The sequence below is a fragment of the Nostoc sp. UHCC 0302 genome, assembly GCF_038096175.1.
Lineage (GTDB): Bacteria > Cyanobacteriota > Cyanobacteriia > Cyanobacteriales > Nostocaceae > UHCC-0302.
Map to the genome: position 1 here is coordinate 303,420 of NZ_CP151100.1, position 11,608 is coordinate 315,027.

Annotated in this window: 14 protein-coding genes and 2 pseudogenes; 10 read left to right on the plus strand and 6 right to left on the minus strand. The window is 40.7% G+C overall.

Annotation, left to right across the window (positions count from 1 at the left end; genetic code table 11):
• The first annotated feature begins 79 nt into the window (after nucleotides 1–79).
• From WKK05_RS38010 to WKK05_RS38040, 7 genes and pseudogenes are all read left to right on the plus strand, one after another.
• A complete protein-coding gene (locus tag WKK05_RS38010; protein ID WP_341531412.1) occupies nucleotides 80–346 on the plus strand; it encodes a helix-turn-helix transcriptional regulator in 267 nt (88 codons plus the stop codon).
• A gap of 78 nt (nucleotides 347–424) precedes the next feature.
• Nucleotides 425–1,957 carry an ATP-dependent helicase gene (locus WKK05_RS38015; protein ID WP_341531413.1) on the plus strand — a complete coding sequence of 511 codons (1,533 nt, stop codon included), beginning with the start codon at nucleotides 425–427 and terminating at the stop codon, nucleotides 1,955–1,957.
• 128 nt (nucleotides 1,958–2,085) lie between these two features.
• Nucleotides 2,086–2,553 (plus strand): annotated as a pseudogene (locus WKK05_RS38020) (3'-5' exonuclease); the annotation flags it as partial.
• Between the two features lie 86 nt (nucleotides 2,554–2,639).
• Nucleotides 2,640–4,127, plus strand: coding sequence for an IS1380 family transposase (locus WKK05_RS38025; RefSeq protein WP_341527375.1), 1,488 nt, complete (start codon nucleotides 2,640–2,642; stop codon nucleotides 4,125–4,127).
• A 262-nt stretch (nucleotides 4,128–4,389) separates the two neighbouring features.
• Nucleotides 4,390–4,578, plus strand: a pseudogene (locus WKK05_RS38030) (hypothetical protein); the annotation flags it as partial.
• A 107-nt stretch (nucleotides 4,579–4,685) separates the two neighbouring features.
• On the plus strand, nucleotides 4,686–4,991 hold the full coding sequence (locus tag WKK05_RS38035; protein WP_341531414.1) for a hypothetical protein: 306 nt from the start codon (nucleotides 4,686–4,688) through the stop codon (nucleotides 4,989–4,991).
• A 123-nt stretch (nucleotides 4,992–5,114) separates the two neighbouring features.
• On the plus strand, nucleotides 5,115–5,333 hold the full coding sequence (locus WKK05_RS38040) for a hypothetical protein (RefSeq protein WP_341531415.1): 219 nt from the start codon (nucleotides 5,115–5,117) through the stop codon (nucleotides 5,331–5,333).
• Between the two features lie 244 nt (nucleotides 5,334–5,577).
• Here the strand turns inward: WKK05_RS38040 and WKK05_RS38045 are convergent, their stop codons facing one another.
• Nucleotides 5,578–5,874 (minus strand): hypothetical protein, encoded by a 297-nt coding sequence (locus WKK05_RS38045; RefSeq protein ID WP_341531416.1) that lies wholly within the window; start codon nucleotides 5,872–5,874, stop codon nucleotides 5,578–5,580.
• Nucleotides 5,875–6,111: 237 nt separating this feature from the next.
• Between WKK05_RS38045 and WKK05_RS38050 the strand changes: the two genes are divergently transcribed.
• The 3 genes from WKK05_RS38050 (at nucleotide 6,112) to WKK05_RS38060 (ending at nucleotide 7,787) form a co-directional block, all read left to right on the plus strand.
• Nucleotides 6,112–6,459, plus strand: coding sequence for a hypothetical protein (locus WKK05_RS38050; RefSeq protein WP_341531417.1), 348 nt, complete (start codon nucleotides 6,112–6,114; stop codon nucleotides 6,457–6,459).
• Nucleotides 6,460–6,547: 88 nt separating this feature from the next.
• The gene (locus WKK05_RS38055) at nucleotides 6,548–6,847 is read left to right on the plus strand and encodes a DUF2958 domain-containing protein (RefSeq protein ID WP_341531418.1); all 300 of its coding nucleotides are present in this window, start codon (nucleotides 6,548–6,550) and stop codon (nucleotides 6,845–6,847) included.
• 145 nt (nucleotides 6,848–6,992) lie between these two features.
• Nucleotides 6,993–7,787: a hypothetical protein gene (locus WKK05_RS38060; RefSeq protein WP_341531419.1), complete on the plus strand. Its 795-nt coding sequence runs from the start codon at nucleotides 6,993–6,995 to the stop codon at nucleotides 7,785–7,787.
• A 371-nt stretch (nucleotides 7,788–8,158) separates the two neighbouring features.
• Here WKK05_RS38060 and WKK05_RS38065 read toward each other — a convergent pair whose 3' ends face one another.
• The 5 genes from WKK05_RS38065 to WKK05_RS38085 form a co-directional block, all read right to left on the minus strand.
• Nucleotides 8,159–8,503, minus strand: a complete 345-nt coding sequence (locus WKK05_RS38065) for a hypothetical protein (RefSeq protein WP_341531420.1) — start codon at nucleotides 8,501–8,503, stop codon at nucleotides 8,159–8,161.
• A 60-nt stretch (nucleotides 8,504–8,563) separates the two neighbouring features.
• Nucleotides 8,564–8,890, minus strand: a complete 327-nt coding sequence (locus tag WKK05_RS38070) for a hypothetical protein (protein WP_341531421.1) — start codon at nucleotides 8,888–8,890, stop codon at nucleotides 8,564–8,566.
• Nucleotides 8,891–8,988: 98 nt separating this feature from the next.
• A complete protein-coding gene (locus tag WKK05_RS38075; protein ID WP_341531422.1) occupies nucleotides 8,989–9,774 on the minus strand; it encodes a hypothetical protein in 786 nt (261 codons plus the stop codon).
• A 20-nt stretch (nucleotides 9,775–9,794) separates the two neighbouring features.
• Nucleotides 9,795–10,313, minus strand: coding sequence for a hypothetical protein (locus tag WKK05_RS38080; protein ID WP_341531423.1), 519 nt, complete (start codon nucleotides 10,311–10,313; stop codon nucleotides 9,795–9,797).
• Entirely contained in the window at nucleotides 10,306–11,436 is a 1,131-nt protein-coding gene (locus tag WKK05_RS38085) for a ParM/StbA family protein (protein ID WP_341531424.1), read from the minus strand. The genes WKK05_RS38080 and WKK05_RS38085 overlap by 8 nt, the downstream gene beginning before the upstream one ends.
• Nucleotides 11,437–11,608: the final 172 nt, after the last annotated feature.

An 11,608-nucleotide genomic window follows, 5' to 3' on the forward strand; every position in this document is an offset into this window, starting at 1 on the left:
GCTTACAGTAGCCTTTTGCACTATTATGATGTAGCAAATTACATATTATTTGCTACTCAAGTAGTGGATTATGAGCTAAATGACTATCAAAAAACCTTTGGTAATCGAACAACCAAAACTAGGGCAGCTCATCCATGAACTCCGTACTGGAGCCGGTTTAACGCAAGAGCAGTTTGCGACACATTTGGGTGTTACTTATTCCACAGTTAACCGTTGGGAAAATGGACGCTCTAAGCTGTCACCTCTGGCTATGCAAAAGATTGAAAATTTATTGCAAGAGATGGGTAAACAGGGTCAAAAACTGTTGATAAAGTATTTGCCGACTCAACCCGACGAAAATAACTAGTTCTAATGTGACGAAGATTCTTGCTCAATCTTGATATTAGGATTGTAGTTTTGATGTGCCAACTACCAGTTCAATGAAATGATACTAAGTGCTTTTACAACTAACGCTAATCCTCAACAGCTACAAGCTATTCAGACTACTGAAGGTGCTTTGTTAATCATTGCTGGCCCTGGTTCAGGTAAAACTTTCACCCTAGTTGAGCGGATTGTTTACTTAATTACACAAAAAGGAGTAGCACCTGAGAATCTGCTGGTTGTTACCTTCACCGACAAAGCAGCCCAAGAACTGACAACCCGAATTTCTAATCGTCTCCTTGAACTTGGTGTACGCTTCAACCTCAACGAGATGTACTTGGGAACCTTTCACTCAGTCTGTTTACGCTGGCTGGATGAGCATCGGGAGTTCACCCGCCTCAAGCGCAACTTCATGATGATGGATCAGTTCGACCAGCAGTATTTTCTTTACCGCCTTTCGGAATTTCAAGCCATCCCTGATATTGAGCTTGTCATTGGCAGCCCTAAGCAATCTGCATGGGACAAGTCCGAGAAGCTGATGAAATGGATTAATACTGTTAGCGAAGAAGCTCTAAACTACCAGACGCTCATTAATGCTCCTGAACCAGAGGTAAGGGCATTGGGTCATTGCTATGCCCTCTACCAAAAACACCTGGAGGAAGAAAACGCGATTGATTTTTCTACCATCCAGTATGAAGCCCTCAAGCTCCTCAAGCAAAACCCGCAGATTCTTACAGAACTCCGAGACAAAATTAAATACCTGATGGTGGATGAGTACCAGGATACTAACACCATTCAAGAATTAATTTTGAATTGTCTTGCAGGCGATCGCCCAAACCTTTGTGTAGTTGGTGATGATGACCAGGGCTTATACCGCTTTAGAGGAGCCAGCATCCGCAACATTTTACAGTTTAAAGATCAATTCCCTAATGGAGACTGCAAACAGGTATATCTAACTACTAATTATCGTTCCCACCCAGATATTATCGACTTCTACAACCGTTGGATGAATGAGCAAGAGTGGAAGGATAACGGCAAAGAATTTCGGTTTCAAAAATTAATTAAAGCAAAGGAAGACAAATTATTTTCTGAAGTCCCGTGTGTGGTGAAACTTTCAGGTAAAACTCAACAGGCATGGCATCAGGAAGTTTTAGTGTTTTTGCACACCCTCAAAGACAAAGGAAATTTAACAGACTGGAACCAAGTTGCTTTTTTATTTCGCTCTGTTAAGAATGATAAAGTCGTTGCTCTCTCACAGTTCCTAGAGAAAAACGGCATTAACGTTTACTCCCCGCGCTCTAATCAGTTTTTTGAGCGGGAAGAAATTCGCTTAATCATTGGGGCGTTAATTTTCCTCTTCCCCCAGTACCCCAATATCCGCAAGTGGAATGATGATGCTCACCTCGAAATTTGGGATTATTACGATAATCAATGCTTCCAGCCATTTGCTGATCAAATTCGCCAGCCTGAGAATGCAGATTTGTGGAAGTGGGTAAGAGCGATCGCTAAAACGCATTTGACCCTTAACCAAAATGCTGACTATGCTTTCTCAGGTCTGTTTTACCGATTGCTACAGTTTCCTTTATTTAGTCGTTAGGGACTTCCAACTAAAAAAATATACAATCGCTTTGGTGAGTAGGGAAGGCAGGGGAAGAATCTAAAATGATATTTGCTCCCACCCATTGAATAATTTATTTTCTGGAAGTCCCTTACTTAGATGAAAACTTACTGCAACAAAAGGGCATTCAAAACAGCCGCTCTATGCGGAATTTAGCTATTTTCTCGCAGCTGCTCGATAAGTTTGAATATCTCTACAACATTGATGTATTAACTTCTGCTTACTTAGAGAAAAACCTCAAGGATTTGTTTAACCAGTTTTTCAGGTTCTTGGAGGATGGAGGCATTGATGAGTATGAGGACAAGTCAGAATATGCCCCTAGCGGCTGTGTGTCATTCCTGACGATTCACCAGTCAAAAGGGCTAGAGTTCCCAGTGGTGATTACAGGTTCACTGGAGGCTGTACCCCGCAAACAGTATACCCAATTGGATGAGTTACTAGAAAATAATTACCTGCTCCGCCCACCCTTTGAACCACTAGAGTTAATTAAGTTTTTTGACTTTCGCCGCTTGTTTTATACAGCATTTTCTCGTACCCAAAACATACTAATTCTGAGTTGTTTAGAGAAGGAAGGTAACCCGGATTTCTCACAAAGCCGGAGAAAAGAGGAGTCAAAAACTGCCAAAATATCTATTGCACATGAATTCCAGCAGTTTTAAGCATGACCCCTCAGAAAACAGATTGTATACCGGAACAGTTCAAATTTGAACAAGTTAAATCATGTCCAGTCGTAGTTAATTTCAAGGGTGAGAGGGTAACATCAGATGCAGGATTGACTTTAATTGCGGAGCTAGACCGAAAAAGAGAAATTACATCGCGAGTAGCAAGATGTTTTAAAGATTACCGAGATTCCAATAGAATTGACCATTCAGTAGAAAGCCTAATCACGCAGAGAATATATGGTTTGATAATGGGTTATGAAGACTTAAACGACCACGAGGAACTGCGTCACGATCCAATGTTTATCCTGGCGCTAGGGAAAATAATGGGTTCAGAAAAAGAACTACCAGTCCTAGCAGGTAAAAGCACTTTAAATCGTATCGAACACTGTCCAGAAACTGTTGAATCAAGAGCATCAAGTCGATATCATCGCATTGGACATGATGCAGAAGCTATAGAGAAATTATTAGTTGAAATATTTTTAGAATCCTACTCCAAAGCACCACGACAGATAATTTTAGACTTGGACGTGACTGATGATTTAGTGCATGGCAATCAAGAAGAAGTGTTTTTTAACCCTTATTATAGAGGATATTGTTATGCTCCACTTTATATTTTCTGCGGTAAACATTTAATTGCAGCAAAGCTTCGTGCTTCTAATGTAGATCCAGCGTCGGGTGCATTATCAGAATTGCAACGAGTAATAAAACTAATACGTTTACGTTGGGATAATGTGAAAATTATTGTACGTGGAGATAGTGCGTATTCGAGAGAAGATATTATGAGTTGGTGTGAATCTCAAGTTGGAGTAGATTATGTCTTTGGGTTAGCCCAGAATAGTCGGTTAATTCAACTATCCCAACCAACCCAATACCGGGCTTATCTTGAATATTCGCAAAAACTGGAAACTGTAGTAGAGTTTTTTGAAACTTTATTTACTCCGTCAGATGACTTGAAAAAACAAGCAGCAGCCTTTGTTGATAACTCAGTTTGGTATTGTTCGCTTGATTATAAAACTTTAAAATCTTGGAGCCGTAATCGCCGTGTTGTCTCAAAAATTGAGTATAGTAAGTCAGGGGTAAGTACTCGTTTTGTTGTCACTTCACTCCCTACTAAATTAGTGCCTCCAGGACGACTTTATACCCAGAAGTATTGCCCACGAGGTGATATGGAGAATCGTTTAAAAGAACAGAAGTTATCACTAAAAAGTGATAGAACTAGTACTCATACATTTGCTGGAAATCAACTACGTCTGTGGTTTTCTTCTGTTGCTTATATTTTGATAAACGCTCTCCGAGAGCAATGTTTAACAACAAGCGAACTCAAAAATGCTACTGTTGGAACTGTTCGTACAAAGTTACTGAAATTGGGAGCCGTTATTACTGTTAATAGCCGATATATTTTAATCGCTATTAGTAGAGATTGTCCATACAAGAATATTTTTGCAACAGCTTACAGCTATTTATCTCGGCTAAACTGTTCTGGTTGATTTTCAGCTAATTGGAATTATAGTTATTAGCTTTAACTTGGGTAGATTTCATTGATTTAACCCTAGCTTTAGGCTGTCTATTTATCATTTTCAATAATCTTTGCTTTAGTATTTATTGTTTAGAATGTATCATATTTGTCTTTGTAGTTTCGGTTTACACGTTGTCATAATCTGTTGTTGATTATAGTTTAGTGTTGTATAAAATAATTTACTTTAAGTTTTACTCATCTCAATGATTTTTTCTCACTTGTGAGAAATCCGGGTTGATGCCAAGCACACGGGAGATGAGATTTGGGCGATTGGTGGAGGCTGCCTCTTACCTGGATTTAGGAAGTTATTAGAGAAAAACGGGTTCAAAATCCGTGACAATCCGGTGGAAGCCAATGCGAATGGACTCTTAGAAATGGCAAAAGCCATTCTCAGCAAGAATCCAGTAACCGCCTCTAAGTAAGTGAGCAACCAGAATACTCATGCCTGACTCTATTCTGGATTCACTACCTACTGTTTCCCCTAAAGCCAAGTTCTGGCTCCTGAAAACTGAATTATATAAAGCTCACAATGACTGAGAAACTTGACTTGCCCGCAGAAAAGGTTCGGATCAAAGATAGCTACCGCGAACGCATATTTGCAGAATCACAGCAGCTAGGTAAAAGTTATCTGGAGACGCTTTACTTTATCATTGATTGCTATTTTGCCTTCAAAAGGGGTGCATTCCCCATGCAACAAGTGCTTACGCAACAACCATCTTTGACGCCAATGACTACTGAGCAAAACCAGATGACAGAGCCTGCTCCACAAACATCTAAACAAGAAAAACAAGACAATATCGAAGGCGAAACATTCACCCTTGATTTTAATTTGTAACGGAGCCTGGGAGCCGGAAATGTAGCTCTTAATCCTGTATTTTGATATTTATGTACTATATAGGATTTCTACTTCTAAATCCTGATTGACTCAGAAAAATAGGCCAAACCCAGAGGTAATTGAATGAGTACAGCAGAAATTTGTTGGTGTGTCTCAGGAAGAATCGAGCAGGGTGAGTTAGTTACTGATTTCTGTGAAGCAATAAAAATTAAGAGCGGTCAAGAACTAGCTGCACTTGCACATCAGGGAATATGGAAGTGCATTCCTTCTACTGATTCTACAGGGGATGTTACAGGCGTTTCCTTGGTAGAAAAACTCGAGCAGATTGCACCCTCTTATTAAAACTCTTGCATAAATATTTTCTGGTAGAATAGAAGATTATTTTTCTTCACGTTAGAGAAGTTCAAATAGCCACAATTTAAAAAATTTCTAATATTAACTGTCGCTGGAGAATACTAACTTAAAAATTTGACCGAACAATTCGCAATTGTGAATTGGTTTGACAGTCATAACTGGAGATTGGACTAATTTTAATTGTTAGGCTCGAACTGAGATAATTTCCTTAACGAAGCTAATATCTACTTTCTCAGGCGGCTAAGTCTCTCAGTTTCTCTTCTATTTTCTTGTCTAGTATGTCGTCTAGTCTCTTTTCTACTGCTTCTAGAATTACCTCCAGAGAAAGTGAAGACTGATTGGAAGACGGTTCTTCTTGCTGCCAACCTACAGAAGACTTTAAGGCATTGATAACAAAACTGTTAACACTGGTGTTTTGTCTAGCTGCCTCCGCCTTTACTGCCTCATATAGTTCTCTATAGCCGTCCAGACGCAAATTTAACTGTAGTCTCTCTTTTTCACTCATAGCACTAGCCTTGTAACTAGACATAATGCTAGCACTGATTGGCTATTGAAAACTACCTATAAGCTAGACAACTTGCTAGACAAAATTTGGATCAGAAATACTCATCATACACTAGACAATTGCGCTAGACACTGATACTAGACAAGTGATATTATATGTCTAGTGGTGGTGAAAGACATTGTTCACTAAAACTAATCAAAAGGGCGATCGCTCACCCTAGGAAAGTCTGCGATCACCCCTTCACCAAAACCGAAAAAGGAAATGATGATTACTACAACATTAGCACCAATTCAACAAGCACAGTCCACCGACGAAAACGCTGTTACTTCTTTGCGACTAGCTTATATAGAAGCCAGAGTGGACTACCAAATCCTTGAGCAGCAAATCATAAATACTCCAGTAGACCAGTTTAGTTTGTTGACACAACTTAACTCTGAATTAGCGGCAGTAGCACAAAAGATAGAAGCGGCGCTTGCGGCTTGGAGTGACGAGCTAGACCGCTTTTTAAACGTGCCATTCCAGCCAAATCCGCTACCCACACCAGGACTAAGGCTGATTGACGGGTGGTTGCACGACAGCCACGACGGGCGCACGTTAGTTCTGAGCTAACCCCAATAACAGCTAGAACTCATACCCCACAAAGAGTTTTAGTTCTCCTTTGTATTTTATTCGCTTCATTTATCAACGAGGTTTTGCAATGGAATTGTTAACCGCAGAGATTCGCGCTCAATTGTCTGCTCTTGATGCACAGTCAGAATCTTCAGATGCGATCGCTTATGTGAAATTCTTCACCCCTGATTCTAACTGGACTTGGTACGGGAGTGAGTTTGACGGTAAAGATTTGTTCTTTGGTTTGGTGCAAGGCCTAGATGAGGAATTGGGTTACTTCAGTTTAAGCGAACTTCAGTCGGTGCGTGGGCCAATGGGTTTGCCTGTAGAGCGTGATTTGCACTTTAAACCCACACCGCTTTCACAACTTCGCAGCGGCGACGACTAATCAATCATAATCCTTGGTAGTTTCCGGGGATTCAAACCGCATAGGGAGCGCATGAATCTACCTATTGTCGGGTTTTATACCTGTTTGGCGCTCCCTTGCCCGCTTCATCTACCAAAATTTGCATTTAGGCGAGGAAAACTGAATCATGGCTAAGAAAAAGTCTAACTTAGAAGCTAGGCATACATTAATCAACATTGGTAATATTGTCATAGACGGCTATGAAGTCCTTCCAGAGGGAAGTGGAGATTACGTTTGTGCGAAAGTTCAAGTTTCTTCCATACTTGAGATTGATCATAGACGGTTCGCGCAATTGATCCGTTTAAACCTAGCTAAAATCCTTATGCCAGAAGGGCTACAGGTTCGCGCAATTTCTACTGGTACAGCACAAATAGATGGCATTTCGCTAGAGCAGATCACAAAATTGTGGGCGCTGGCGGCATCAAGAGGAAATGAAAAAGCTGCGATTTTATTAGCTGCTTGTGGTACGGAGACATTAGAGCGCAGATTTGATAGAGCATTTAACAAACAGGTAGCAGAGAAGGAGCGAGATGATAAACTCACCTCTCGAATTTTGAATGCGCCACAGGCTTGGACAAGAATGTTTGAAAAGGAGTTCGAGGAGCATCTTGCACGGATTACCAAGTTGCATAAACGACACATTAAAAATGGATTTTTCTATTGGGAGTTCATATATGAATGGATGACAGCAGAAGAAAAAGCCAAGCTTGATATCGTCAATCCAGCGCTCCCTAACGGACGTAGGAAGTACAAGATACACCAAATGCTAGACGAGGAAACCAAAAAAAGACTATCCCCACACGTCACGTCAATTCTTATTCTGATGAAGTCCGCAAACACAATTGCAGAACTACGGCGATTGGTTAGCCGACAGTATGGGGTTGACCAACCAAACTTGTTCGATGGCTGGAATTTGGGATAATCAGCAATTGGGAAATTTGAGCCAACCAAAATTAGTGCCATTCAACCATGTACAAGAAATTAATGAGCCAGACTCTGCGAGCAATTTTTGTCACTTCTGCGATTAGCGCTGTCTATTTGCAAATATTGCTATTTGCATCAACGAAGGCGGAAAATATGAGCAGAACTCAACAATATATATTGCTGCAAGGAATGTGTGGGAGCATTGTGCTTTTATTTGGGAGCAGTTTGCTAGGCGCTTCTCTTAATTCTTCTCTCCATGAATGAGGTTTAGATTTGGGTGCAATCGCCGACCTGTACTAGTCCTAACGGCGAGGCGAACGCTCCCTAATTTCAAAGACTAATTCGCCAAATCTACACCATTCCTATAAGTCATAGCTCTGGGTTTTGTTTCCGCAGAGGAACCACAGAAGACTTTTTCGGTGCTTGTGGCGGACGGCATTTCTCGCAATATAGAGGACGAACCCCGAAAGTTTCTCTTTGTGTGGGTTGATCGCATTGTTTGCATACAAAATTGAATACGCGAATATGAATCTCGCGTTTATCAGAAGGATCGCGGTTCCAGTGATGAACTTGGAGGGTGTAGGCGCGGCGTTTTCCGGTCAACTCAGGTGGTTTTTCGCCAGGGCGCAAACCAGGACGACCGCACTTACTGCAACGCCAATTAGAGGATTCTTTAATAGATGTGGCTATTTGTTTCCAGTTATCTGGATACATACCCTTACTAATAAAATGTGACTAATCTCAAAATTAGCACACAGCACAAACGACAATTAATTACTTGGGACGTTTAGGCTTACTCTTATTGCGTTCATATTCAGCAATAATCTCCTTAGTCTGCTGAGGAAAAATCACAGTAGATTTATTGAATCGCAGCAAATGACATCCCCCTGAATAACTTTTGCAAACGATAGTAGTAGGCCAGTTAATTCCTCCTATTAGTCCAAGAGCACCAAAGCTAAAAATGCCACAGAAGAAAAAGAAAACACCAGAGCGACCTGAGCCGACCCAACCACCAATCCAGAAAAGAAATTCTTTGCATTGTTCAAAACGCTTGTGACGAAGCTTTTGGCGTTCTATTTGTGCTTCATTCCAAGCTTGCAATTTTTCCAGCTTATGGGCAGCAAGTCTAGTGGCTTTAGCATCAGAAGTTTTTTCTACTTGGATATCAATGGTGCGCTCTTTGGCTGCAATTTCTTGTTTCAGATGGTAGTCGTATCGTTCTTTGATTCTGGAAGTAATTCGGCTGATTTCATCAAAGAAGGGGGAAACAGATTCTTGTGAGTTCGTGCTTCCAGCATCGCTTCTAGAGGAGACTTTTTTCCAGACAGTTCCGCCAGAATTGTCTCTTCCAACTCCACGTAGAAATCACGAATCTCATCTTGACTCTGGGATAGCTTATCAGCAACCTTTTGAAGATACATCTGGTTGATAAAACCCGGAGCCTTACTAGCTAGATTATCTGTAATCTTGTCAACTAAATAAGCCAGTCCAGCTTCACTAGCCGTAGTAGTATTGCTGATAGTACTTTTTAAGTCTATAGGTTCACCTTGATTTTTTATTAAAGCTTCAACACGCTCGCACTCAAAAGGGGTATAGTCATCTTTTTCAGAAAGTCCACAAGCTTCAATGATTTGAAGCATTTGGGATAATGAAATCTTAGCGTTAAGCCATTCACTAGCCATTGATTTGAGTTCAATGATACTCGTGCTTTTAGATTCTGGCTCCAATAGATTAGCGGCTTTCTTTGGCTTGATTGAAGGCTTTGATTGTGTTGAAGAGGATGATTGAGAATGTTTCTGCGACTGAAACGTTTTTACAGCTGGCTCAAAAGAGTTCTTAATCTCGTCGTGACTGTACTCGTATTGATCTATGGGTAAGCCACAACTTATTAGGATAGAATCTACATCTTCAGTTGACAAACCGTATTCAGTTTTAAGGGATTCTCTATTATGGGGTGCGTTATCGAGAGCTTGATTGTTATCCATTTGTCTACCTTGAGGTATTTTTAGCTAAACATTTCTTGCAAAGAGTCGTCATCTTGGTGATGAATGAAGTCAACAGGTGTGAACTCGGTTCTAGTTTCTGAAGAAGAGGTTGAACATGGCTCAGTTTGCTCTGCTTGCTCAAGCATCTTTTGCTTCGCGTTGGTAATAGTCACAGCAACTTCTGGTGTAAGTCTTTCAATGTTTGTTTTTTGCCGTGGCATTAGTGAGTAGTTACTTAAAAACTGCTCGCTTTCTATTGCTTGCTCCCCTTCATCTAAAAGCCCAAAATTCTCCGCTAAATAATTTATATGCATTCTCAGCTTATAGATGGCGGCTCTGGCGTGCTGCTTGAGTTGGTCGTCGGAGTATTCCCCTTTCTCTTTCAGGGCAAAAGGAAGCCAGTAAGCTCTAGTTGCTCCAATAACCTTTTCCTTCTCTGTAATTGCCGCGTCTTTAGAACGTAAAAAATTAGTAAGAATTCCATCTAAACTCTCTACATCAATATCTGTACGAAAACGATAGGGTACACGTTTAGACATGAGTTAAACCACCCTTTAAAGTTGTAGGGTTATTTTTCGGCTTGGCTCCATAAAGGTAAAAAAATAATCCATACACATCTGTGAGGCGGTAATCAAGAGACTTGGTTGAAATTTGGTTAGAAAAGCTATTGAATATTTGCTTCTCTAAATGTTCGCACCAATTGACTCTTGAGAACGAAAACAAGCTATTTAACTCAGAGCGGAAAAAATTTGCAGTTCCGCCAGCAGTAATAACCTCGTCAGCAGAGCGGGTGACATGAAGTTTGAGCCATTGTGAAAGCATCATCCAGTACTCTTCTTTGGCGTTAGAGATTGCTTTGCGAATAGTTGATATTTCATGACTTTTGTAAGCTGAGTCTAATGATACTACCAATGGCTCTAAAGCTTTACTGGAGATATTCTTACCAGCTTTACACATCGCTGTAACCAGTTGATGTTGGTCTAGCCCAGAAGTTTGGCTTTTAACCCTATCAACCATCTTGGCAAACCCTAACGATTCGGTACGTCCAACTGACATCTCCCCACGTTCTACTAACAATATAGATATATCCCGATAACCCAGCATCACTACTGCTACTGTTTGGTCTTTCAAGCTCGAACCTGGGGTACGTCCTCTACTTAAGACTCCTCCACCTTCAGGTAAACAAATAAACGATTCTACTAAAAAAGACTTAGGCTGACCCCGAAATTTGTAATCAGCAAGCGCTTGTGTAACTAATGTACTAAATAAAGCTCTATCCTGATATTCCCCCCAAGGTAGTAGAATCCCCAACTTGATTGACGAGCCATTTGCTAGCTCATGTTTATCAGCGATCGCACCTACCATTGCTAATACCTTCGGAAGCGCTAGCTCAAACTTACGCTTCTGTAGTTGCAAATCAGCATAAAATCTTTTCCTGGCCAAGAAACCTACTGCCAGATGCTGTCCTTTGTATTCAATCCAAGCGTTATTTTCAGGTGAAGAGTTCCCAATCTTGGTTTGCTCATAAGCTTCCAGACTGTGAAGTGGCACGGCAGCTACTTCTGGCTCCATTAAAATCAATTCAGGTTTGAAAGTATTTAAAGTATAAAATCCTTTGAGGCCAGAGCCTCCCGGATCTACTCCTAAAGTCAAATCTGCCATCAACTTAATTTTCCTTGTGCGTCAAATACTCGTCAATTTTGCGTCAGTTTGATACTGCGTCAATCATGCGTCAAACGCTCGTCAATCTGAAGTCAAATACTCGTCAATCATCATTATTATATGACAAAAAACAGCTAATTATTCTCAACTTATTACTCCTATTGAGAATCCG